20 protein-coding genes are annotated in these 24,369 nt (G+C 69.7%); 12 read left to right on the plus strand and 8 right to left on the minus strand.

Annotation, left to right across the window (positions count from 1 at the left end; translation table 11 throughout):
• Positions 1-3: 3 nt before the first annotated feature.
• Positions 4-447 carry a metallopeptidase family protein gene (locus tag PKE84_RS05755; RefSeq protein ID WP_271176270.1) on the minus strand — a complete coding sequence of 148 codons (444 nt, stop codon included), beginning with the start codon at positions 445-447 and terminating at the stop codon, positions 4-6.
• A gap of 42 nt (positions 448-489) precedes the next feature.
• Between PKE84_RS05755 and PKE84_RS05760 the strand changes: the two genes are divergently transcribed.
• The 4 genes from PKE84_RS05760 to PKE84_RS05775 all read left to right on the plus strand — a co-directional run bounded on the left by PKE84_RS05760 (position 490) and on the right by PKE84_RS05775 (position 4,263).
• Positions 490-711: a DUF3499 family protein gene (locus PKE84_RS05760; RefSeq protein ID WP_271176271.1), complete on the plus strand. Its 222-nt coding sequence runs from the start codon at positions 490-492 to the stop codon at positions 709-711.
• Complete coding sequence (locus PKE84_RS05765; protein WP_271176272.1) at positions 708-2,147, plus strand: phosphomannomutase/phosphoglucomutase; 1,440 nt, start codon at positions 708-710, stop codon at positions 2,145-2,147. Before PKE84_RS05760 ends, PKE84_RS05765 begins: the two co-directional genes overlap by 4 nt.
• A 74-nt stretch (positions 2,148-2,221) precedes the next feature.
• Complete coding sequence (gene ahcY, locus PKE84_RS05770; RefSeq protein WP_271176273.1) at positions 2,222-3,712, plus strand: adenosylhomocysteinase; 1,491 nt, start codon at positions 2,222-2,224, stop codon at positions 3,710-3,712.
• Positions 3,712-4,263 carry a GNAT family N-acetyltransferase gene (locus PKE84_RS05775; RefSeq protein WP_271176274.1) on the plus strand — a complete coding sequence of 184 codons (552 nt, stop codon included), beginning with the start codon at positions 3,712-3,714 and terminating at the stop codon, positions 4,261-4,263. Before ahcY ends, PKE84_RS05775 begins: the two co-directional genes overlap by 1 nt.
• A 25-nt stretch (positions 4,264-4,288) precedes the next feature.
• Here PKE84_RS05775 and PKE84_RS05780 read toward each other — a convergent pair whose 3' ends face one another.
• Positions 4,289-5,209: a cyclase family protein gene (locus tag PKE84_RS05780; protein WP_271176275.1), complete on the minus strand. Its 921-nt coding sequence runs from the start codon at positions 5,207-5,209 to the stop codon at positions 4,289-4,291.
• Positions 5,210-5,276: 67 nt separating this feature from the next.
• A complete protein-coding gene (locus PKE84_RS05785; RefSeq protein ID WP_271176276.1) occupies positions 5,277-6,107 on the minus strand; it encodes an RDD family protein in 831 nt (276 codons plus the stop codon).
• A gap of 26 nt (positions 6,108-6,133) precedes the next feature.
• On the opposite strand from PKE84_RS05785, the gene PKE84_RS05790 reads away from it, so the two are divergent.
• The gene (locus PKE84_RS05790; protein WP_271176277.1) at positions 6,134-7,129 is read left to right on the plus strand and encodes a stage II sporulation protein M; all 996 of its coding nucleotides are present in this window, start codon (positions 6,134-6,136) and stop codon (positions 7,127-7,129) included.
• A gap of 166 nt (positions 7,130-7,295) precedes the next feature.
• Here the strand turns inward: PKE84_RS05790 and PKE84_RS05795 are convergent, their stop codons facing one another.
• Genes PKE84_RS05795 through PKE84_RS05815 form a run of 5 tightly spaced genes read right to left on the minus strand, consistent with a single transcriptional unit; the run spans position 7,296 to position 12,910 of the window.
• A complete protein-coding gene (locus tag PKE84_RS05795; RefSeq protein WP_271176278.1) occupies positions 7,296-8,627 on the minus strand; it encodes a DUF58 domain-containing protein in 1,332 nt (443 codons plus the stop codon).
• An 11-nt stretch (positions 8,628-8,638) separates the two neighbouring features.
• The gene (locus PKE84_RS05800) at positions 8,639-9,670 is read right to left on the minus strand and encodes an AAA family ATPase (protein WP_271176279.1); all 1,032 of its coding nucleotides are present in this window, start codon (positions 9,668-9,670) and stop codon (positions 8,639-8,641) included.
• Positions 9,667-10,932, minus strand: a complete 1,266-nt coding sequence (locus tag PKE84_RS05805; RefSeq protein ID WP_271176280.1) for a DUF4350 domain-containing protein — start codon at positions 10,930-10,932, stop codon at positions 9,667-9,669. Before PKE84_RS05805 ends, PKE84_RS05800 begins: the two co-directional genes overlap by 4 nt.
• Entirely contained in the window at positions 10,929-11,600 is a 672-nt protein-coding gene (locus PKE84_RS05810; RefSeq protein ID WP_271176281.1) for a DUF4129 domain-containing protein, read from the minus strand. The genes PKE84_RS05805 and PKE84_RS05810 overlap by 4 nt, the downstream gene beginning before the upstream one ends.
• Positions 11,597-12,910, minus strand: a complete 1,314-nt coding sequence (locus PKE84_RS05815) for a hypothetical protein (protein ID WP_271176282.1) — start codon at positions 12,908-12,910, stop codon at positions 11,597-11,599. Before PKE84_RS05815 ends, PKE84_RS05810 begins: the two co-directional genes overlap by 4 nt.
• Before the next feature lie 187 nt (positions 12,911-13,097).
• Between PKE84_RS05815 and mtrA the strand changes: the two genes are divergently transcribed.
• The 7 genes from mtrA (at position 13,098) to pflB (ending at position 24,368) form a co-directional block, all read left to right on the plus strand.
• Complete coding sequence (mtrA, locus tag PKE84_RS05820; protein WP_271176283.1) at positions 13,098-13,781, plus strand: MtrAB system response regulator MtrA; 684 nt, start codon at positions 13,098-13,100, stop codon at positions 13,779-13,781.
• A 19-nt stretch (positions 13,782-13,800) separates the two neighbouring features.
• Complete coding sequence (gene mtrB, locus PKE84_RS05825; RefSeq protein WP_271176284.1) at positions 13,801-15,471, plus strand: MtrAB system histidine kinase MtrB; 1,671 nt, start codon at positions 13,801-13,803, stop codon at positions 15,469-15,471.
• Positions 15,468-17,186 (plus strand): LpqB family beta-propeller domain-containing protein, encoded by a 1,719-nt coding sequence (locus tag PKE84_RS05830; protein ID WP_271176285.1) that lies wholly within the window; start codon positions 15,468-15,470, stop codon positions 17,184-17,186. The genes mtrB and PKE84_RS05830 overlap by 4 nt, the downstream gene beginning before the upstream one ends.
• Before the next feature lie 106 nt (positions 17,187-17,292).
• A complete protein-coding gene (locus PKE84_RS05835) occupies positions 17,293-18,021 on the plus strand; it encodes a ComF family protein (RefSeq protein WP_271176286.1) in 729 nt (242 codons plus the stop codon).
• A 138-nt stretch (positions 18,022-18,159) separates the two neighbouring features.
• Entirely contained in the window at positions 18,160-18,864 is a 705-nt protein-coding gene (hpf, locus tag PKE84_RS05840) for a ribosome hibernation-promoting factor, HPF/YfiA family (protein WP_271176287.1), read from the plus strand.
• A gap of 160 nt (positions 18,865-19,024) precedes the next feature.
• Positions 19,025-21,829, plus strand: coding sequence for a preprotein translocase subunit SecA (gene secA / locus PKE84_RS05845; protein WP_271176288.1), 2,805 nt, complete (start codon positions 19,025-19,027; stop codon positions 21,827-21,829).
• A 247-nt stretch (positions 21,830-22,076) separates the two neighbouring features.
• Positions 22,077-24,368, plus strand: coding sequence for a formate C-acetyltransferase (pflB, locus tag PKE84_RS05850; protein ID WP_271176289.1), 2,292 nt, complete (start codon positions 22,077-22,079; stop codon positions 24,366-24,368).
• The last annotated feature ends 1 nt before the right edge of the window (position 24,369 follow it).

Raw genomic sequence — 24,369 nt, forward strand, 5'->3', positions numbered from 1 at the left:
GGATCAGAAGTGCCGGAAGCGCTCCGGTGCGAGGTCCCACGGGTCCTTGCCGAGGAGCTCCGCGACGGCCCGGAAGACGCAGCCCTCGACGTACATCCGGCGATGCAGGTCGTCGTTCCTGTGCAGCTTCGCCAGCCGCTGGATGGGCACCCGGTACAGCACGACGCGGCGGTGGGCGTGATCGACCTGCCAGCGGTCGACGCCGTCGTCGCCCGTGATGCCGATGGGCGTGGCGGCGACCTCGAAGTGCACGTCGGAGAGCTCGTTCGGCCAGATGCCCTTGAGGTAGTCGGCGGTGGAGGCGACGGTCATGTCGAAGGCGTCGATGCGGTTGTTCAGCATCGGCAGATGCGGTCCGGTCACCGGTCCGCGGGCACCACGGCCGTGACGGCTGCGCCAGCGCGAGGTCGCGGGCGGCTCACTGCTGGTGCGGCGGTTGCGGGGCATGTCGTCATCCTACGTCGCCGGCACTCCGGTATTCTGAGCCCGATGTTGAGCCGCCCCTGTTCCCGCGTGGCGTGCCCGCGCGATGCCGTGGCCACGCTCACCTACGTGTACGCGGATTCGATGGCCGTGCTCGGCCCGCTCAGTCTCAGCCACGAGCCGCACAGCTACGACCTGTGCGCCATCCACGCGGAGCGCATGTCCGCCCCGCAGGGCTGGCAGGTCGTGCGTCACGAAGTGTTCGGTGAAGTAGGTTATGGGGCGTGAGCAACTCCTCTGAATCCGACCCGTACCGTGCCGGCCTCGATGCCGTCGTCAAGACCTACGACGTTCGAGGCCTCGTCGGATCGGATCTCACCGAGGAGGTCGTGGCCGCGATCGGCGCCGCCTTCGTCGACGAGGTCGGTGCTGCCGGGCACGAGGTCGTCGTCGGGCACGACATGCGCGACTCCTCGCCGTCGTTCGCGGCGGCGTTCGCCCGCGGTGCGCAGGCCCGCGGTGGCGACGTGGTCTCGATCGGCCTGTGCTCCACCGACGAGTCGTACTACGCGTCGGGCGCCCTGAACGCGCCGGCCGCGATGTTCACCGCGAGCCACAACCCGGCGACCTACAACGGCATCAAGCTCTCTCGCGCCGGCGCCCAGGGGCTCAGCCTCGACACCGGCCTCGCAGCCGTGCGCGACCGCGCCGCCGTCTACCTGCACGACGGCATCGATGCCGTGGCCGAGACCGGATCGCTGCGCGAGCAGGATGTGCTGGCCGACTACGCGGCGTATCTCCGGTCGCTCGTCGACCTGGGCTCCATCCGGCCGATCACCGTCGTCGTCGACGCGGGCAACGGCATGGGCGGCCTCACGGTCCCAGCGGTGCTCGGCGAGGCGGCCGGACTGCCGACGCTGCCGATCACGATCATCCCCATGTACTTCGAGCTCGACGGCACCTTCCCCAACCACGAGGCGAACCCGCTGGAGCCGAAGAACCTCGTCGACCTGCAGCGCGCGGTCGTCGAGCACGGCGCCGATCTCGGCCTGGCCTTCGACGGCGACGCCGACCGCTGCTTCGTCATCGACGAGAACGGCGACGCCGTCACGCCGTCGGCGGTGGCCGCGATCGTCGCCCTCCGCGAGATCGCCCGGGTCCGCGCAGAAGACCCGGATGCCGACATCACGATCATCCACAACCTGATCACGTCGAACATCGTCGCTGAGACGGTCGAGGCCGCCGGCGCCACCCCGCTGCGCACCCGCGTCGGGCACTCCCTGATCAAGGCGGCGATGCGCGAATCCGGCGCCGTCTTCGGCGGCGAGCACTCAGCGCACTACTACTTCCGCGACTTCTGGAGCGCCGACAACGGGATGCTCGCCGCGATGCACCTCCTGGCCGAGTTCGGCTCTCAGGACCGGCCGCTGTCGGCGCTCTCTGCCCAGTTCACGCCGTACGCGATGTCCGGGGAGATCAACTCGACGGTCGCCGATGTCCCGGGCGCGTTCACCCGAGTGGTCGAGGCCTTCACCGGCCGCGGCGAGTTCGACGAGCTCGACGGCCTCACCGTGAATGGATTCTCCGGCGGCGACGAGGCGTTCTGGTGGTTCTCGGTGCGGCCCTCGAACACGGAGCCTCTGCTGCGCCTCAACGTCGAAGCGGCCGACCAGCAGACGATGGAGCGCATCCGCGACGAGGTGCTGGCGCTCATCCGCGCCTGAGCGGCCGGCACCGCTGATCGGTCGGCCACCGCCGTGCGGGGCGGGCAACGGCCCGCGGATGCGAGAATGGGGCAATGGCCTCCTCCACCGTCGCTGACTCGACCACCGCACTGCCCTTCAAAGTCGCCGATCTCTCGCTCGCCGAAGCCGGCAGGCATCAGATCAGGCTCGCCGAGAACGAGATGCCGGGGCTGATGGCCCTGCGCGAGGAGTTCGGCGCATCCAAGCCCCTCGCCGGAGCCCGCATCGCCGGCTCGCTGCACATGACCGTGCAGACCGCGGTGCTCATCGAGACGCTTGTCGCTCTCGGCGCGCACGTGCGCTGGGCGAGCTGCAACATCTTCTCCACCCAGGATGAGGCGGCCGCGGCGATCGCGGTCGGTCCGGACGGCTCCGTCGAGCATCCCGCCGGTGTCCCCGTGTTCGCCTGGAAGGGCGAGACGCTCGAGGAGTACTGGTGGTGCACCCAGCAGATCTTCGACTGGACCTCTGAGGCAGAGGCAGCCGGCGCCGACTGGATCGGCCCGAACCTGATCCTCGACGACGGAGGCGACGCCACCCTGCTGGTGCACCGGGGGCGCGAGTTCGAGCTCGCCGGCGCCGTGCCCGACGATGCTCCCGGCGACAGCCACGAGTACCGGGTCATCCTGGCCGCGCTGCGCGCCTCGCTCGCTGCGTCCCGCGATCGCTGGACGCGCACGGCCGCCGAGATCGTCGGCGTCACCGAGGAGACCACCACCGGCGTGCACCGCCTGTACGAGCTCGCCCGCGACGGTCAGCTGCTGTTCCCGGCCATCAACGTCAACGACTCGGTCACCAAGAGCAAGTTCGACAACAAGTACGGCATCCGGCACTCGCTGCCCGACGGCCTCAACCGCGCCACCGACGTGCTGATCGGCGGCAAGGTCGTCTTCGTCGCCGGCTACGGCGATGTCGGAAAGGGCGCGGCGGAGGCGCTGCGCGGCCAGGGCGCCCGCGTGATCGTGAGCGAGGTCGACCCCATCAATGCGCTGCAGGCGGCGATGGACGGCTTCCAGGTTTCGCGGATCGAGTCGGTGGTCGGCGAGGTCGACATCTTCGTCACCGGCACGGGCAACCTCAACGTGATCACGGTCGACCACATCCTCGCGATGAAGCACCTCGCGATCGTCTCCAACGTCGGCCACTTCGACAACGAGATCGACATGGCCGGCCTCGAGACCCTCGACGGCGCCGAGAAGATCGAGATCAAGCCGCAGGTGCACGAATGGCGGCTCCCCAACGGTCGCAGCGTCCTGGTGCTCTCCGAGGGACGCCTGATGAACCTCGGCAACGCCACGGGACACCCGAGCTTCGTGATGAGCAATTCGTTCACGAACCAGGTGCTCGCCCAGCTCGAGCTCTTCGTGTCGCCGGAGAACTATCCGGTGGGCGTGTACGTGCTGCCGAAGCACCTCGACGAGAAGGTCGCGCGCCTCCACCTGGACGCGCTCGGCGTCGAGCTCACCACCCTCACCCCTGAACAGGCCTCGTACATCGGCGTCCCGGTCGACGGCCCGTACAAGGTCGACCACTACCGCTACTGATGGCCATCGATTTCGCTGCCCGGGAGCTGCCCGGAGGCATCGTTCTGCGCCTGCGCACCGAGGACGACGCGCAGGGTCTCGCCGACGCGTTCGCGCGCAATCGCGGCCACCTGGCGCCCTGGGACCCGACCCGCACGGAGGAGTTCTACACCGCCGAGGGGCAGCACGCGCGCATCCGCGAGAAGCTCGAGCTCCGCGATCGCGGCGTCGCCCTGCCGCTCGTGCTCGTCGACGGCGATTCGATCGCCGGAGCGATCGACCTCAGCGACATCGTGCGCGGAGCGTTCCAGAGCGCCTCGGTCGGCTACTGGCTCGATCGCGATCACACCGGTCGCGGTCTGGCCTCCAGCGCGCTCGCCGCGGTCGTCGGGACCGCACGCGACGACCTCGGGCTGCATCGCCTGCAGGCCGCAGCACTTCCGGCCAACCACGCGTCGCAGGCGGTGCTGGTGCGGTCGGGCTTCGAGCGCATCGGCGTCGCCGCTGACTACCTGCGGATCGCCGGTCGCTGGCAGGACCACGTGCTGTTCCAGCGCATCCTGCACGACTGAGCGGGTCAGAGCACGGCGTAGCGGGTCAGAGCACGGCGTAGGCGCGCACCGGGAAGGTGCCGAACCCTTCGACGGCGGGCGGCGCTGCGGTGAACCGTGCCCCCCGGGCGGGCAGCGCATCCAGACCCGTCAGGTGCTCCACGACGTGGATGCCTGCGGCGAGCAGCAGTGAGTGCGCCGGGCGCGCTCCGCCCGACTCGGTGTCGTCGATGTTGAGCGAGTCGATGCCGACCAGTGTGACACCGGCATCCACGAGCTGCTGGGCGCCCGCCTCCGTGAGGAATGGAGCGCTCGACGCGTAGGCGGGGGTGCCGAAGTACCTGTCCCATCCGGTGTGCAGCAGCACGGCGGTGCCTGCCAGCGCCCGGTCGGAGAAGACCTCGGCCGGGATGCCGCGTGAGTCCGCGTCCGCGAGATGGAAGACCTCCGCGGGCAGGTCGACCAGTGTGTCGAGAGCGAGCGACGACAGATCGCCACCGTCGGCGTACCGATGGTACGGGCTGTCGAGGTAGGTACCGGTGTTGCCGATCATGGTGATGACGTCCATCGCGAATTCGGTGCCGGGCGCGTAGATCGCGTGCGAGGCGTCGCGGGTCAGGTGCGGGGTGATCACCGGCTCGGGCAGCCCGGGGTAGGTGACGAGTCCGGCCCGGATGCGGTGGCTCAGGTCGACGATCCGACGGCGCGTGGCGGCCCCGGGCGCTCCGGCCGCGGGCGCAGCGGCGTCGACGCCCCGGCTGCCACGGTGCTGCTCCTCGACGATCGAGAGCCCGCGCAGTGTCACGTCACCGACGAGGGCGAGGCCCAGGTGGGAGATGAAGAGCCGGCCGATCTCCGCCTCGCTCAGTTCGGCGGAGGGCAGGTCGAGCCGGAAACCGGTGGCCTCCAGACCGCCGCCGTTGACGAAGCTGACGGTGGCGTCGAAGTGTGCGCGGTATTCGGGCATGCGATCTCCTGGGGTGCGGCGGTCCGGTCGGTGGGCGGCGAGCGGGGGACGGGCGGATGCGTTCGGCTCAGCGGTCGGGGAAATCGTGCGGCAGCCCGTCGAGCACGGGCTCCAGCCGCTGCAGCCGGTCGTGCTCGAGGCGCAGCGCGGCGGCATCGCGTTCGCGGCGGAGCACGCTCACGGCGAGCAGGAAGGTCTCGGCGTCGACCGGGGGCAGCGGGGACACGAAGCCGGCCGCCTCGCTCGCCAGCTCGCCGCTCAGCCCGACGCGTGCGGTGGGTGTGAGCGACGGCGCCTGGCGCACGTACTGCGCGATCCGGCGGGAGAGCCGGTCGGGCAGCTTGCCGACGTCCGCGGTCTGCGCCCAGGCAGCCAGCTGGGGCGGAAGGGCCAGCGGTACGGTCGTCACGCGAGGCACCCGCTCGAGTTGGCTGTAGGTGCCGGCGAGCAGGTCGCCGAGCCGCTTCGAGCGCGGGTCGAGCAGCCCGGCGAGGGCGGCGATGCCACCGAAGGTCAGGTAGATCTCGAGCACGCCGACGAGCGCCCGGATGAACGCGTGGCGGAAGCCGATGGCCCCTCCGTCGTCGCGCACGATGCGGGCGCCGACCGCGAGCTTTCCGAGCGACCGCCCGCGGGAGGCGAGCTCGACGGTGGTGGGGAGGATGACCGTGCCGAACACGATGATCAGCACCGCCAGAACTTTGGCCAGCGCGTCGTCTACGCCCCCGCCCGTCCAGAACACCAGCAGGATCAGCCCGAGCATGACGAGCATGGACGTGAGCCAGTCGATGGCGGCGCCCGCGGCGCGAAGAATGTAACTGGCCGGTCTGACGTCGAGCGCGACGGCCTCACCGGTGACGAGTTCTCTCTCGCCGGGCGTCTGAAAAGGCTCGACCATGGTCTCTCTGACATTAGCCTAAGCACATGGACCTCGACGCATATACGGACGCGCATCGTGAGGACTGGGACCGGCTCGCCGTCCTGGCGAAGCGACGGCGTCTCGACGGGCGCGAGGCCGACGAACTGATCGACCTCTACCAGTCGGGTGCGACCGATCTCTCGGCGATCAAGACGCTCGCCGGCTCGACCGCCGTCGGCGACCGACTGTCCGTCTCGCTGGCGGCCGCGCGCCTGCGCTTCACCGGGGCCGGCGCGAATCTGTTCTCGCAGATCCCGCAGTTCTTCGTCGCCCAGTTGCCGGCCGCTCTGTACCGCATCCGGTGGATCGTGCTGGCGGTCGCGGTGGCGACCATCGTGGTCGCCACCCTCTACGCCGTCTGGATCGCCGGCAACCCCGATGTGCTCGCGAACTTCGGCACGGATGCCCAGCTGCGCCAGTACGTTGATCACACGTTCATCGACTACTACTCGAACAACCCCGCCGCCTCGTTCTCCGGACAGGTCTGGACGAACAACGCGTGGATCGCGGCGCAGTGCGTGGCCTTCGGGATCACGGGTGTCTGGGTGCCGTACGCGCTGCTCAGCAACGCCATCGGTGTCGGCACGGCGGCCGGCGTGCTCTTCGCCTTCGGCAAGGGCGATGTGATGTTCGCGTATATCCTTCCGCACGGCCTGCTCGAGCTGACCAGCGTGTTCGTCGCCGCGGCGGCCGGCCTCCGCATCTTCTGGGCCTGGATCGCGCCCGGCGCCCGAACCAGGGCGCAGGCGCTCGCCGAAGACGGGCGCGCTCTGTTCACGGTGGCGATCGGCTGCGCGATCACCCTGTTCGTGTCGGGTCTCATCGAGGGGTTCGTCACGCCGTCGTCCCTGCCGGTCTGGGCGAAGATCACGATCGGAGCGCTGGCGCTCGCCGCGTTCCTCGTCTACATGCTGGTGCTCGGACGCCGCGCGGTGCGAGCGGGCGAGACAGGCGACCTCAGCGAGTTCGAGGCCGGATCGCGCCGGATCGTCGCCGGCTGAGGGCGCCGCGCTCGCCGGCCTGCTGCCGACCGGTGCCGCAGCCGGAGTCGTAACTCCGGAAGTCCGGGGCGAATGCGCGCAGGCTTCCGGAGTTGTGCCGGATCGGCCGGCGTGTCGGCGCAGTGTTCCGGAGTTGTGCGCGGCCGCGCGGCCCTGATAGCCGCCGCTACAGCCGGCCGGCGGCCTTCAGCGCCAGGTAGTGGTCGCTGAGCGCGGGTGGGAGGTCCGCGGAGGAGCCGGTGACCACATCCGCGCCCAGACGCTGCACCGCCGCGGTGACGCGCGCCACGTCGAGCAGCGTGCGCTCGGCCGAAGCCGCGCGATACACCCCGTCCCGATCGCCTCGCGCCGTCGTCGCGCGCAGAGTCTCCGGATCGGTGACCGATGCCACGACCACCACGTGCTTCCTCGACAGCTGCGGCAGCACGGAGAGCAATCCACGCGACGCACCGGGAGCCTCGATGGAGGTGAGGAGGACGACCAGCGAGCGCTGGGTGGTGAGCTGCGCCACCTGCGACGGCACGGCGCTCCAGTCCATCTCGATAAGGGCGGGCTCGATGCCCGCCATCGCGTCGACCATCCGGGGGAGCAGGTCCGGGCCGGTGACACCCTGCACGCGCCCGCGCACGGTGCGGTCGTAGGCGAGCAGATCCACCCGGTCGCCGGCCCGGCTGGCGAGCGCCGCCAGCAGCAGGGACGCCTCGAAGGCGGTGTCGATGCGGGGCTCGTCGTCGATGCGCGCGGCAGAGGTGCGGGCGGTGTCGATCACGATCACGACGTGCCGGTCGCGCTCCGGGCGCCAGGTGCGCACCATGACGCGTGCACCGTGCCCGGCTGTGGGATCGTGTCGTCGCGCCGTCGCACGCCAGTCGATCGAGCGCACGTCGTCGCCGCGCACGTATTCGCGCAGCGAATCGAACTCCGTGCCCTGCCCGCGGAGCATCACGCTGGTCATGCCGTCGAGCTCCCGCAGCCGCGCGAGGCGGGACGGCAGGTGCTTGCGGGAGCTGAACGGCGGCAGCACGCGGATGCGGCCGGGCGCGCTGAGTGTCGCCTGCCTGGCTGTCAGGTGCAACGGTCCCCAGCTGCGCACCGTGACCTGCGCGACTCGGCGTTCGCCCCGACGCCACGGCGTGAGTGTTGTGGCCACCCGGCGGCGCTCCCGCGGAGGGATCACGATGGGCGTGCGCGACCGGGCGATGCCCGCCGACGGCTCCCACGCATCCCGCACCTGGCCGCGGATCGTGCGCGACCCGGTGTTCGTCAGCAGCAGCTCGATCGGCGCCTCGGCGCCGAGCCGAACCCTCGCCGGCGTCCGCCGCTCCACCGCGACGCGGCGAGGAGAGGCGGCCGCGAGCAGATCGATGACGCCGAGCACCACGCACACCGCGATCCACGCTCCCAGAACGGCGTACGCGGTCGCCTCGTGCGCGCCGAGCAGCACCACCGGGACGACCCCGAGGGCGAGCAGGGCGACGAAACGCCCGGATACGGTCACGGTCGCGGGTCCTAGATCGGTACCTGGACCTGCTGCACGATCGAGCGCAGGATGGCGTCGACGCCGACGCCCTCCAGCTCGGCCTCCGGTCGCAGCTGCACGCGGTGTCGCCAGACCGGCAGCAGCATGGCCTGCACGTGGTCGGGGGTGATGGAGTCGTAGCCGGAGAGCCACGCCCACGCCTTGGCGGCGGCCAGCAGGGCTGTCGTCCCGCGGGGACTGACGCCGAGCTTGACCGACGGGCTCTGACGCGTCGCGCGGGCGAGGTCGACGATGTAGGCGAGTACATCGGCGGTCGCTCCGACAGAGCCGGCGGCGGCGCGCGCGGCGGCCAGCTCGCCGGCGGTGAGCACCGGGGTGACGCCGGCGGCGGCCAGGTCACGCGGGTTGAACCCGGCGGCGTGGCGACGGAGCACCTCGATCTCGGTCTCGCGCTCGGGGATGTCCAGGGTGAGTTTCAGCAGGAAGCGGTCGAGCTGCGCCTCGGGCAGCGAGTAGGTGCCCTCGTACTCGATCGGGTTCTGGGTGGCCGCCACGATGAACGGGTCGGGGAGTACGCGGCTCACGCCGTCGACGCTCACCTGCCGCTCCTCCATCGCCTCCAGCAGGGCCGACTGCGTCTTCGGGGGCGTGCGGTTGATCTCGTCGGCGAGCAGGATGTTCGTGAAGACCGGGCCCTCGCGGAATTCGAAGCCGCCCGTGCTGCCGTCGTAGACGAGCGAACCGGTCACGTCACCGGGCATCAGGTCGGGGGTGAACTGGATGCGCTTGGTGTCCAGGCTGAGCGCATGGCTGAGCGAGCGCACGAGGAGGGTCTTGGCGACGCCGGGCACGCCCTCGAGCAGCACGTGACCGCGCGCGAGCAGCGCGATGATCAGTCCCGTGACCGCGCCGCCCTGGCCGACGACGGCCTTGCCGACCTCGGCCCTGACCTGGCTGAGCGCGTGGCGCAGGGCCGCGTGATCGCGGGAGGGGGCCTGCACGGAGGGCCCGGTTGCCGGGCTGTCGGGGCTGGCGAGATGTCCGGTGGTGACGTCGGTCATGCATCCATTCTTCCGGTCGGCCCCGGCTGTGCGGGGGTGACGGCTGCTGCGGTGGCTCGTTCGAGCTCCGCGAGTGAGTCGGACAGGGCGATCAGGTCGGCGTCCGTCCGCGGGACGTCGTCGATCAGGATCGCACGCACGGTGCCGCGGTCGCGGCGGATGAGCGCGGCCACCGCATCCGCGATCTCGCCCGCGCCCGTCGCCTGCGGCAGCCCGGCGATCGATGCCAGACGGCCGAGCGTCCCGATGCGCAGGGCGTCGACGGCGCGCAGCCGCGCCGACGACCGCTGGTAGAGGCGCGCGCGGCCCTCCCGCGTCTCGCCGGCGCGCACGACGACGGGCAGATCCTCGACGACGAGCGGACCGAAGCGGCGGCCCCGCCAGAACGCGGCGGCGATGAAGACGAGCACCAGCAGGATCACGACAGGCGTCACCCAGCCGGGCGTGAGTGCGGAGATGTCCGGGGGACCGGTGACGGCGCGGTCGGCGATCCCCGGCTGGTACCAGACGAGCGTGCGGTGGGCGCCGAGCAGGTTGAGGGCGAGCGCGGCGTTCCCGGATCGGCCGACCGTGTCGTTCATGAGCACGGCGGCGGAGCCGAGTAGCGCGACTGATCGGCCGTCGACCGTCGTGGTCACGAGGGAGTACCGGTCGCCGCTGCCGAAGCATCCGGTGGCCCCGCCGTCGACGATGCGGAAGGTGCCGCCCGCGCTCACCGAGCTCTCGTTGCCGGATGGCCGCGGATCGATGCTCTCGGCGCGAACCGCGGCCGGAACGGAGCACTCGGCGTCGACCGGACCGGATCCCGCGACGCCGCCCGCCGCACGCACGCCGGGAGCGAGCCGCTGCAGCGCCCGGTAGTCGGGCTCGACGACCACGATGGCCGAGGCGATGGAGGTCAGCGCGTCGTAGCCGCTGTCGTCGAGGTTGGCGTCGGGATCGAAGACGAGCACCGTGGTGTCGTCGGTCGCCCCGTCGCGCACCTCCGCCAGGGTTCCGGCCGGCCGGACGTCGACGCCCTGCTGACGGAGCACCTCCGCGACCGCCTTGCCACCGACGAGCCCGGCGTTCGACGGGTCGAGCGGCACGCCGGCCGAACGGTCCGCGCCGGTGAGCAGGATGCCCAGCAGTGCGACCAGCACCGCGATCGCGCCGAGCACGATCCACGGGATGCTGCGGCGGCCCACCTGCCGCACCGACGGCGACAGCGCGTCCGCTTCGGTCGGCGGGGGAGCGTCCTGGCGCTCGAGGAGGTCGCTCATGCGCCCACCGGCTCGACCGGAGTGAAGGCGGGCCGGATCCGCTGCAGCGCGTCGTCGAGCGCGACGAGCTGCTGATACTGCCCCTCGGTTCCGGCACGGCCGAGGTAGCGCACGTCGTCGAAGGAGCGCGCAGCGGTGACGAGCCGCTCGCGTTCGGCGGGCACAGCGGCTGCGGCTCGCAGCGCGAACTCGGTCGCCGTCGTTCCGGGGGTGACCGTGACGATGGTGCGCTCGTCGAGCCCCTGCGCGACGGCGCGGAAGAGCTCCTCGATCGCCAGCACCCAGTCCGCCGCGCGGGCCGCCGCCGCCGCGGAGGCGCGGAGCTCCGCGGCCGACCGCAGATCGTCGTCGCCGAACACCGAGCGTCGGCCCTCGGCGCCCCTGCGGTTCAGGCGCGGCACGCCGAAGATCACGAAGGCGGTGACGATGAGAGCGACGATCAGCACGATCACGACGGTCAGGAGCACGGGGCCGAACGCCCCGCCCGACCCCTGGAACAGCGAACCGAGCCAGTCCTGCACCGCTTTCGAGGCGATGTCGAACCAGGTGGGTTTCGCCGCCTGGTATTCGGGTTTGGCGAGCTCGCCGTCGATCCAGGACTTTGCCTCGGGAGAGCTCGGATCGACCGGCACGTCGGCTCTGACGAGCAGCAGCAGCACTCCGCTCATGCGGCGGGCGGCGGAGGCGGCGGGGGATACCACCCGGACGGCGGCTGCTGCCCGTAGGGCTGCTGTGCGAAGGGCTCCTGCGGCCGCGCCGGTGCGAGATACGGGTCGGGCACGTCGGTCCGGCCCGTCTGCCTGGCCTCGACGAAGCGGACCAGCTCGAGGTCGAGACCCTCTTTGCGCATCCGGAGATCGATGTAGAGGAGCGCGACGGCTGAGGTCTTCACCACGGACATGATCGCACCGACGATCGAGGTGACGATGCTGGCGAGCACGTTGACGCTCAGCTGGCTCACGATCACCTGCGACACCTCGTTCGCCTGCGGATCGCTCATCGACGTCGGGGCGGCGATGCCGCCGATGATGCCGCCGATCAGTCCGAACGGGAAGGAGATGATCTGCGCCACCATGTAGGCGATCAGCGTGATCAGCGCGACGACGCCGAACGTCTTCCAGAAGTATCCGCGGGTCAGCGACCAGGAGCGGGCCACGGCGGCGCGCAGGCTCAGCCGCTCGAGCACGAGGGCGCTCGGCACCATGACGAGCTTCGTGTTCACCCAGATGGCGAGCGCGGCGATGCCGAGGCCGCCGATGAACAGCACCAGGATGCCGCCGACGATGCCGGCGGGGCCGCCGAGGGAGAACAGGACGACCGCGACCACGATGAGGAGCCCGACGACGACGCCCCAGCCGATCGCCAGCAGGAACGTCCAGCCGATCAGCGCCCCGATCCGGCCCTTCACCAGCTGCCAGAGTGCGCGGAAGGTGAGCTTCTCGCCGACGGTGCCACGGGCGACCTCACCGACGACGACGCCCTGGAGCAGGGCCTCGGAGACCGCCGAGACCACCAGCGACAGGAGGCCGAGCACGATGGAGCCGCCGATCGCGCCCGCCGTGAGGGTGCTCTGGTCGGCCTGGTCGGCGTTGTTCAGCCGGCCGAGGAGCAGCGCGGCGCCGCCGAAGATGAGCAGGCTCGCCACGATGGCCGGGATGCCCTGGATCAGCAAGGCAGCACCGACGGTGATCTTGGGGTTGCGCCGCAATGTCTGGAACGGTGCGCCGATCAGGGTGCCGAAGCTGAGGGGGCGCAGCGGGATGAGACCGGGCTTGGGCGGAGGCGTCCAACTCGGCGGGGCATAACCGTAGGGGTTCTGCTGACCGTACGCGGGGAACTGCTGCCCGAAGCCGGGCGATTGCTGCCCGTAGACGGGAGGCGCAGGAGGCGGGACCGGCGGCGCGGCGCTGTGCTGCTGGTCGGATCCGGAGGCGCTCGGACGCGTGCCAGGCGCCTGCCAGTTCTGCTCGTCGGTCACGCCGTGCTCCTCTGCTCCCCGTGCGCGGTGCGTCGTCTCCCATGCTGGCACATCCGGGGCTCGCGCACTGCCCCACCCACAGGGCACGCAAGGCTCGTATTCACGGGCTCCGCAGGTGTCTCCACTACTCTTGTGGCGAGACTTGTGCGGCGTGCGCCGCGAGACGGACGTTGTGGGAAACGGGGAAATGAACAGTCGCATCCTGGTGGTCGACGACGACACCGCCCTCGCCGAGATGATCGGCATCGTTCTTCGCACCGAGGGATTCGATCCCGTGTTCTGCGAAGACGGGGCGCAGGCCGTCGACATCTTCCGTTCGTCGAAGCCCGATCTGGTGCTCCTCGACCTGATGCTGCCCGGTCTCGACGGCATCGAGGTGTGCGCCCGCATCCGCGCGGAGTCGGGCACGCCCGTCATCATGCTGACCGCCAAGTCCGACACCGCCGACGTAGTCAAGGGGCTCGAGTCGGGCGCCGACGACTACATGGTCAAGCCGTTCAATCCCAAAGAGCTCGTCGCGCGCATCCGCACCCGCCTCCGGCCGGCGAGCAGTGCGCCCACCGCCGAGCAGCTCCGCATCGGCGACCTCACGGTCGACGTCGCCGGTCACGAGGTCAAGCGCGGCGAGAGCCGCATCAACCTCACGCCGCTCGAGTTCGATCTGCTGCTGGCCCTCGCCTCGAAGCCCCAGCAGGTCTTCACCCGCGAGATGCTCCTCGAGCAGGTCTGGGGCTATCACTACAAGGCCGACACCCGACTGGTCAACGTGCACGTGCAGCGTCTGCGCGCCAAGGTCGAGCAGGACCCGGACAACCCCAAGATCGTGATGACCGTGCGCGGGGTCGGTTACCGCGCCGGCGCCGTCAGCTAGGACAGAGGCCGCGAGAGCGATGCGGTACCGGTGGTTGGACGCACAGTGGTGGCGGCAGGTGCCGTCGCACCTGGCGCGACTCTGGCGCACCTCGCTCCAGGTGCGCACCGTCGCGATCACCCTGCTGCTGACCGGCGTCGCCATCCTGGTCACCGGCGTCTACATGTCGCTGAGCATCAGCAACGACCTCTACCAGTCTCGGCTCGACCAGGCGCTGCGCGACTCCAGCCGCGCGACGACGGCCGGGCAGTCCGCGCTCAACGCCGCCGACGTCTCGCCGGGCGACTCCGGCAAGAACCTGCTGAGCAGCGCGCTCACCGCCGTTCTCGGCTCGACGTCGAGCCGCCTGATCGCCGCCTATCGCGTGCCGGGTCAGGACACGACCACGATCGCTCCGCCCGACCGGGGGAGCCCCAGTCTCAACGCGGTGATCACCGATCAGCTGCGCAAGCAGGTGCAGAACGGCGGGACGAAGCAGTACTACCAGTCGGTCGCGCTGCCGGCGGGGAACGGCTCGACGGATCCGGGGATCGTGGTGGGGACCCAGCTCACGCTGCCCGCCTACGGGCATTACGAGCTGTACATCGGGTACAACCTCAGCGACGCGGAGAGCACCCTTGTCTTCGTGCAGGGCACCCTGCTGCTCGCCGGCCTCGCGCTCGTGCTGCTGATCGGCGCGATCACGTACGTGATCGTCCGCTTCGTGGTGCAGCCCATCCGGGTAGCCGCCGAGACCAGCGAACGTCTCGCCTCCGGCGACCTCGCCGTGCGCATCCCTGAGCGCGGTGAAGACGTCTTCGCCTCGCTGGCCCGCTCGTTCAACGGCATGGCCGACAGCCTGCAGAGCCAGATCAACCAGCTCGCTGCGCTGTCGCAGCTCCAGCAGCGCTTCGTCTCCGATGTGTCCCACGAGCTCCGCACGCCGCTCACGACCATCCGGCTGGCCGGCGACGTCATCTACGACCAGCGCGAGTCCTTCCCGCCGGCGACGGAACGCACCGCCGAGCTGCTCCACACGCAGATCGAGCGGTTCGACCGCCTCCTCTCGGACCTCCTCGAGATCAGCAGGTATGACGCCGGCTCCGTGGTGCTCGACCCCGAGCCGACGAACCTCGTGCGGCTCGCCGACGACACCGTCGACGAGATGCGCACCCTCGCCGAGCAGAACGGGACGGAGCTGCGGCTCGAGGCGCCGGGCGGGTACTTCGACGTCGGGATGGATCCGCGGCGCATCCGGCGGATCGTGCGCAACCTGCTGGGCAACGCGATCGAGCACGGGGAGGGGCGTCCGGTGGTCGTCACGGTCGACAGCAACGAGAGCGCCGTCGCCCTCTCGGTGCGCGATTACGGCCTCGGCATGAGCCAGGCCGACGTCAACCACGTCTTCGATCGCTTCTGGCGCGCCGACCCGTCGCGCAAGCGCACGATCGGGGGCACCGGACTCGGTCTCGCGATCTCGCTCGAGGACGCGACGCTGCACTCCGGCTGGCTGCAGGTCTGGTCGTCGCCGGGGGCGGGCTCGTGCTTCCGGCTGACGCTCCCGCGCGTGCCCGGGCGTGAGATCACGTCGTCCCCCCTGCCGTTGCCGCCGCTCGACGCCGGCACCGCGCCCCATCCCGCGGCCGGTGCGGGTGCCCTGGACAACGGTGCCGAGGGGGCCCTCGAGGCCGGGACGGAGGCGCACGCATGAGCGTTCGAACCGCGCCGCGCAAGAGAGGGCGCATCCGGACTGTCGTCGTCGCCGCCGTCGCGATGGCCCTGCTCGGTGTGCTGGCCGCTTGTGCGAGCATCCCGGACTCCGGCGCCGTGCGCCAGGGCGGCCCGATCGCTCAGGTGAACGATCCGCTCGACCTCGACTTCAATCCGTCGCCGCCCGCCCCGGGAGCGACCCCCGAGCGCATCGTGCAGGGATTCATCGATGCGGCGTCGAGCCCGAAGAACGGCTTCTCGATCGCCCGTCAGTACCTGACCAAATCGATGTCGGCGACGTGGAACCCCGACGAGTCGGTGACCGTCGACGACGGCCGCAACCGCAGCTACGACCACGAGGGGAACCAGTGGACCGTCGATGTGAGTCCGGTGGCCAACGTCGACAGCGTGGGGGCCTACCATCCGGTCAGCAGCACGGCGCCGGTCAGTCTGCGCTACGAACTCCAGCGTGAAGACGACGAGTGGCGGATCGCCGTCGCGCCGAACGGTGTCGTCATCGACGACCCGACCTTCCACGCGGTCTACGCGCAGCAGACGCTCTACTTCTACAGCCCCGACTTCGCCTACCTGGTGCCGGATGCGCGCTGGTTCCCCGCCCGCGTCGCCAGCGCCGCCACCCGCGTCACGTCCGCCGTGCTCGACGGGCCGTCGAAGTGGCTCTCGCGGGCGGTGACGAACGCATTCCCCGACGGCACCAAGCTCGCCTTCCCGTCCGTCACGACGGAGGGCGGGGTCGCGAAGGTCGATCTGAGCTCTCAGGCCGGGCAGGCGGACACCCTCGGCCTGGAGCGCATGCAGCTGCAGCTGGAATCGAGTCTCGGGACCCTCGCGCAGTCGGTGCAGCTCTCGATCGAGGGCAACGTGCAGCAGATCCCGCCGATCAGCGAGAGCAACCGGCCGACGCAGGATCCCCCGGTCGACTCCCACCCCATCGTCGCGCGCGCCGGGGAGTTCGGCCTGCTCAACGGGTCGACCGTCACCCCGATCAGCGGGCTGAGCGACAAGATCGTCGCACTGCAGCCGTCGTCCGTCGCGCTCACGGCGTCGCGTGACGCCGCGGCCGTCCTCTCGCACGGCGCTGCATACCTGGTGCGCCGAACGTCGGATGCGCTGCGAGTGGACACCAGACCCGGCCTCATCGCGCCGTCGATCGACGGCGGCGGATGGGTGTGGACCGTGCCCGGGAATGCGCCGGGGGCGGTGCAGGCGACGGGTTCCGACGGCGCGCACCACGCGGTGAAGACCGCCTGGCCGGCGGCGTCTCAGATCCTGTCGCTGGCCATTTCACGCGACGGTGCGCGTCTGGTCGCGCTGCTGAAGTCGGGGTCGTCCTACTCGCTGGTGGCGGCCGGGATCACCCGGGGCGAAGGCGGGGTCCCGACGACGCTCAGCGAGCCGCTCGAGCTCGCGCTCGGCACCGGCACGCCGCGATCGGTGACGTGGATCGGCGAGCTCGATGTCGCGGTGCTGAGCACCACCACCGGCAGTGGGACGTCGATCGCCGAGCAGACCATCGGCGGTCAGCTCGTGACGACGTCGGGGCCGGCCGGCGGCGTGACGATCGTCGGAGCCGGAGGGCTCTCCCGGTATCTGGTGCTCACGACGACCCAGTCGTTGCAGGCGCCGACAGGCACCGGATGGCAGGCCCAGACCGACAAGGTCAGCGCCGTGGCGGTGCAGCTGGGGCAGCCCTAGGCGGCTCCACGGGGCAGGCGACTCCACAGGGGGCGCTCGGCCGGCGCTGTCCACGGATCCGGTCGGAGGCGCACTGCGCAGAGCGCGGTGACGGGATGCTCGTCGCATGACCGTTGCCGAGCGACTCCTTCGGCACCTCCGTGCGCTGCTCCCCGTTCTGCTCCCTCCGCTGCGGGAGGCCCTGCTCGACGCCCTCTCCGTCGTCTCGCCGGTGACCTGCAGCGGGTGCGGCGCTCCGGACCGGTCCCTCTGCCGCGCGTGCCGCCGCGCCCTCGACCCGCGGCCGGAGCGGGTGGGCGACGTCGACGCGCCCGCACCGGTCTGGACCGCACTGGGATACGCGGGAGCGGTGCGTTCGGTGGTGCTCGCGTACAAGGACCACGGCAGAACGGACGCCGGCCCGACGCTTGCGCGCGCTCTCCGGGCATCCGTGCTGGCCGCGCTCGCCGATGCCGGGGTGGAGCGACGGGAAGGCCTCGTGGTTCTGGTGACGATCCCGTCGACGCGGGCGGCCTTTCGGCGGCGCGGATATCACCCGACGGAACTGCTGCTGCGCCGCGCGCGGCTGCCGACCGCCCAGCGGCTCAGGCTCGTGCGGAAGAGCGCCGACCAGGCCGGATTGTCGGTCGCCGACCGTGCGCGGAACAGGTCGGGATCGTTCTCCGCCCCGCGCCGCTTGGCGGGTTCGGACTGCATCGTGGTCGACGACATTGTGACGTCCGGCGCGACGGTGCGCGAGGCAGCACGCGCCGTCGAGGCCGCCGGAGGAGTGGTCGTCGGTATCGCCGTGGTGGCCCACACGGCGCTTCGGAGACGGCGTCGGGGCCTTCGGTAGAGCCTCAGCGATTGCACAGCGAACCGATCGGCTCTACCTGTTCACATTCGAGCGGGACGGCACTACGGTGGTCGAAAAGGCGTGGATGACCCGCCCTTCGTGATCGGGCGAGTGACACGTCAGATCAGGGAGGTCGCAATGGACATCAACATCATCGGACGAAACCTGGACATCACTGATCGCTTCCGTGAATACGCCACCGAGAAGGCGGCGAAGGTCTCACATCTCGCAGAACGGGCCATCTCGTTCGAGATCAAGGTGAGCCGGCACAACGAGAAGTCTGGCGGGCAGAACGGCGACGACCGGGTGGAACTGACCCTGGTCGGACCGAAGGCCGTCGTGCGGTCGGAGGCGACGGGAACGGACAAGTACGCGGCGTTCGACATCGCTCTCGGGAAACTCCTCGAGCGGGTGCGCCGTGCGAAGGACCGCCGCAAGGTGCATCGCGGGCAGCATCGCCCGACGTCGCTCCGCGAGGCCAGCACCGACGGCTTCAGCACCGTCGGCATCTCTGCTGCGCCGGTCGCCGTTCTCGATCAGGTTCGCACGGGGAGCATCCCCGTCGTGTCCGATGAGGCCGAGGCGGCCGTCGAGGCAGAGGACGAATACTGCCCGGTCGTGATCCGGCAGAAAGTGTTCGCCTCCGTGCCGATGACCGTCGACGACGCTCTCTACTACATGGAGCTCGTCGGCCACGACTTCTACCTCTTCATCGACCAGGAATCCGCGCGCCCGAGCGTCGTGTACCGCCGCAAAGGCTGGGACTACGGTGTGATCGCGCTCGATGAGGAGGCCGAGGAACTGCAGGAGGTGGCGACGGCCAGCCGCAAGCTCGGCAGCTGATCGGCTGCCTGCCCGACGCGCCGATGGGCGCCGCCCAGGCGGCGGTGCCCATCGGCGTCCGTTCTCAGGAAAGCACCTGGCCAACCCACTAGCATTGTGAGAGTTTCGTTCCCGGTCGAGCAGCGTCCGGACCGGCAAGACAGACAAGTGGAGTGCATAGGTGGCCTCAGTACTGGAAAAGGTCCTCCGAGTCGGTGAGGGTCGCACCCTCCGTCGGCTGGAGGCGTATGCCAAAGCGGTGAACGCGCTCGAAGACGACTTCAGCGAGCTGACCGACGAAGAGCTGATGCACGAGACCGTCGAACTGCGCGAGCGGTACAGCAACGGCGAGTCGCTCGACGACCTCCTGCCCGAGGCGTTCGCGGCCGTGCGCGAGGCCGCGAAGCGCACCCTCGGGATGCGTCACTTCGATGTGCAGATCATGGGCGGCGCCGCGCTTCATCTCGGCAACATCGCCGAGATGAAGACCGGTGAGGGCAAGACCCTGGTCGCGACCACCGCGGCCTACCTGAACGCCATCGCCAGCCGTGGCGTGCACGTCATCACGGTCAACGACTACCTCGCCAGCTACCAGTCCGAACTGATGGGCCGCGTCTACCGCGCCCTCGGCATGACCACCGGCGTGATCCTGTCCGGTCAGACGCCGGAGGAGCGCCGCGAGCAGTACGCGTCCGACATCACCTACGGCACCAACAACGAGTTCGGCTTCGACTACCTGCGCGACAACATGGCGTGGCAGGCGAGCGACATGGTGCAGCGCGGCCACTTCTTCGCGATCGTCGACGAGGTCGACTCGATCCTCATCGACGAGGCCCGCACGCCGCTGATCATCTCCGGTCCGTCCTCAGGCGAGGCCAACCGCTGGTTCAACGAGTTCGCGAGCCTGGCGAAGCGCCTCGAGCCCGACGTCGACTTCGAGGTCGACGAGAAGAAGCGCACCGTCGGTGTGCTCGAGCCCGGCATCGAGAAGGTCGAGGACTACCTCGGCATCGACAACCTGTACGAGTCGGCGAACACCCCGCTCATCTCGTTCCTGAACAACGCCATCAAGGCGAATGCGCTCTTCAAGCGCGACAAGGACTACGTCGTGATGAACGGCGAGGTGCTCATCGTCGACGAGCACACCGGCCGCATCCTGATGGGCCGTCGCTACAACGAGGGCATCCACCAGGCCATCGAGGCCAAAGAAGGCGTCGAGGTCAAGGCGGAGAACCAGACGCTCGCCACGGTCACCCTTCAGAACTACTTCCGCCTCTACAAGAAGCTGTCGGGCATGACGGGTACGGCCGAGACCGAGGCCGCCGAGTTCATGAGCACCTACAAGCTCGGTGTGGTCCCGATCCCCACCAACAAGCCGATGAAGCGCATCGACCAGTCCGACCTCGTCTACAAGAACGAGCAGGCCAAGTTCGCCCAGGTCGTCGAAGACATCGCCGAGCGGCACGAGAAGGGCCAGCCGGTGCTCGTGGGCACCACGAGCGTCGAGAAGAGCGAATACCTCTCGCGTCTGCTCGCCAAGAAGGGCGTGCGCCACGAGGTTCTGAACGCCAAGAACCACGCGCGTGAGGCGGCCATCGTCGCCCAGGCTGGCCGGCTCGGCTCAGTCACGGTCGCCACCAACATGGCCGGCCGTGGAACGGACATCATGCTCGGCGGCAACGCCGAGTTCCTCGCGGTCGCCGAGATGAACAGCCGCGGACTGTCGCCGGTCGACACCCCCGACGAGTACGAGGCCGCGTGGGATGAGGTATTCACCGCGGTGAAGGACACCGTCGCCATCGAGGCGGACAAGGTCATCGACGCCGGCGGACTCTACGTTCTGGGAACGGAGCGCCACGAGTCCCGGCGCATCGACAACCAGCTGCGCGGTCGTTCCGGCCGTCAGGGCGACCCCGGTGAGAGCCGCTTCTACCTGTCGCTCACCGACGACCTGATGCGCCTCTTCAACGCCGGTGCGGCCGAGAGCCTGATGGGCCGCGGAAACGTGCCGGACGACCTGGCCATCGAGTCGAAGGTCGTCAGCCGCGCGATCCGCAGTGCGCAGTCGCAGGTCGAGGCCCGCAACGCCGAGATCCGCAAGAACGTGCTCAAGTACGACGACGTCCTGAACCGCCAGCGCGAGGCGATCTACGGCGACCGTCGCCACATCCTGGAGGGCGACGACCTCCACGAGCGCACGCAGCAGTTCCTCACCGACGTGATCGACGACATCCTCGACTCGCACACCGGCGAGGGCAACGGAGACGACTGGGACTTCGACGCCCTGTGGGCCGAGCTCAAGACGCTCTACCCGGTGGGCGTGACCATCGACGAGGTCATCACCGAGGCGGGCAACAAGGGCAAGATCAACCGCGAGTTCATGCGCCGCGAGATCCTCTCCGACGCCCGCATCGCCTACCAGAACCGCGAGGAGTCGCTCGGATCGTCGGCGATGCGCGAGCTGGAGCGCCGCGTCGTGCTCTCGGTCATCGACCGTCGCTGGCGCGACCACCTGTACGAGATGGACTACCTCAAGGACGGCATCGGCTTGCGGGCGATGGCGCAGCGCGACCCGCTGGTCGAGTACCAGCGCGAGGGCTACGCCATGTTCCAGCAGATGATGGGATCCATCCGCGAGGAGACCGTCGGCTTCCTGTTCAACCTCGAAGTCGAGGTCAACCAGGCTCCCGGTGAGGTCGAATCGCCCAGCGTCGCGGCCAAGGGTCTCGGCCGGGGTGAGAACGAGCCGCGCCTCAGCTACTCGGCTCCGAGCGACGCCGGCGGTGTCGAGGTGCGCAATCAGCGCGGCCAGATCGAGCAGGGCGCCACCGCCCGTGCACAGCGCGCAGCGCAGCAGGCCAACGAGCCCGCCGCGCCTCCCGCGCAGGGCGCCACGCAGCGCGGTGCCTTCGGTCAGAAGATCGACGGCGACCAGGCGGCTCCGACCAACCGCGCCGAGCGCCGGGCGCAGGAGCGCAAGCGCTAGAGAACGTCCACGTAGACGGGGTCGTCATCGGTTCAGCAACCGGTGGCGGCCCCGTTCTTTCGTTCCTCCCCTGCACGGAACCCGGCCGCCGCCGGGTGTGACGCGCCCGCCGCTGCCTAGCGTTGAGGCTAGGACGAGTGGCTCGTCGTCCAGCGAGACGGCGGGCGTCGCTCGCCCCGCAGCGTCGCATCGTGGGGTGAATCCGTCCCCGCGGGAACGCACGATCCCACGAGGAGGGCGAAGAACCATGAGCATCGTCGAGCACACCGGAACGCGTGCCGGAACAGACGCGGGGAGTGACGAGACGGGCGTCGCGGCGGCCTGGGAGGGCTTCGTCGCAGGGCCGTGGCGCGTCTCCATCGACGTGCGCGACTTCATCCAGCGCAACTATCAGCCCTACGACGGTGACCACCACTTCCTCGAAGGGGCGACGGCGCGCACACGGGGCATCTGGGGCAGGCTCTCCGAGCTGTTCCCCGAGGAGCGCGAGCGCGGGGTGTACGACGTCGACCCCCACACTCCGTCGACGATCACCTCGCACCTCCCCGGTTACATCGACCAGGAGAACGAGCTGATCGTCGGCCTTCAGACCGACGCGCCGCTCAAGCGCGCGATCATGCCCAACGGCGGCTGGCGCATGGTCGAGGGCGCGCTCAAGACATACGGCTACGAGGTCGACCAGGAGGTCGCCTCGATCTTCACGCGCTACCGCAAGACCCACAACGACGGCGTCTTCGACGTGTACCCGTCGTCGGTGCGGCGTGCGCGCAGCAGCCATCTGATCACCGGACTGCCGGATGCCTACGGCCGGGGCCGCATCATCGGCGACTATCGCCGCGTCGCCCTGTACGGGGTCGATGCCCTCATCGCGGACAAGAAGCGGGAGCGCGCCGAGCTCGACGAGGAGTTCACCACCGAGACCGTGATCAGGCGCCGGGAGGAGAACGCCGAGCAGATCCGCGCTCTGAAGGAGCTGACGGTGATGGCGGCGGACTACGGCTTCGACATCTCCCGCCCGGCCGAGACGGCGCACCAGGCCGTGCAGTGGCTGTACTTCGCGTACCTCGGTGCGGTCAAAGAGCAGAACGGCGCGGCGATGTCGTTCGGGCGTAACGCGGGATTCCTCGATGTCTACATCGAGCGCGACCTGGCCCGCGGTCTGCTCACCGAGAACCGGGCGCAGGAGCTCATCGACGATCTCGTCATCAAGCTGCGGATCGTGCGCTTCCTGCGGACGCCGGAATACGACGCCCTCTTCAGCGGCGACCCCACCTGGGTCACGGAGTCGATCGGCGGCACCGGCGACGACGGTCGCACCCTGGTCACCAAGACGGCCTTCCGGATGCTGCAGACGCTCTACAACCTCGGCCCGGCGCCGGAGCCGAACCTCACCGTGTTCTGGTCGGCAGCGCTCCCGGAGGGGTTCAAGCGGTTCTGCGCACAGGTCTCCATCGATACCAGCGCCATCCAGTACGAGTCGGATGCGCTCATCCGGTCGGCGTGCGGAGACGATGCCGCGATCGCCTGCTGTGTCTCACCGATGACCGTCGGCAAGCAGATGCAGTTCTTCGGGGCGCGGGTGAACCTCGCGAAGGCTCTGCTGTACGCGCTGAACGGCGGTCGCGACGAGCTGACCGGCACGCAGGTCGCTCCGAAGTCGGCGCCGTACGCCGGTGACGTGCTGGACTACGAGAAGGTGCGTCCGGCCTTCACCCGCACGATGGAATGGCTCGCCGAGACCTACGTAGACGCCCTCAACGCCATCCACTACATGCACGACAAGTACGCCTACGAGCGGCTCGAGATGGCGCTGCACGACGGAGACGTCAAGCGCACACTCGCCTGCGGCATCGCCGGGTTGTCCGTCGTGGCCGACTCGCTCTCCGCGATCAAGCACGCCACCGTCTCGCCCGTTCGCGACGAGAGCGGCCTCATCGTCGACTACCTGATCGAGGGCGAGTTCCCGGCCTTCGGGAACGACGACGACCGTGTCGACACCATCGCCGTCGAGCTGGTCGAACAGTTCATGGAGATGATCCGCCGCCATGAGACGTACCGCCAGGCCGAGCACACCCAGTCGGTGCTCACGATCACTTCGAATGTCGTGTACGGCAAAGCGACAGGCAACACCCCCGACGGCCGCCGTGCCGGGGAGCCGTTCGCTCCGGGCGCCAATCCGATGAACGGCCGCGATTCGCACGGGATGCTCGCCAGCGGGCTGTCGGTGGCCAAGCTGCCGTTCGAGTCCGCTCAGGACGGGATCTCTCTGACGATCACGGTGGTGCCCAGCGGGCTCGGGCGGGAGCGGGACGAGCAGGTGGACAATCTCGTCGGTGTCATCGATGCCTACACGGCGTCATCCGGGTATCACATGAACGTGAACGTGCTCGATCGGGAGACGCTGATCGACGCCATGGAGAACCCGGGGGAGTACCCCCAGCTCACCATCCGGGTGAGCGGGTACGCGGTCAACTTCGTCCGCCTCACCCGTGAGCAGCAGCTGGACGTGCTCAACCGCACGTTCCACGCGGGAGTCTGAG

Source organism: Leifsonia poae, assembly GCF_027921845.1.
Taxonomy (GTDB): Bacteria; Actinomycetota; Actinomycetes; order Actinomycetales; family Microbacteriaceae; genus Leifsonia; species Leifsonia poae.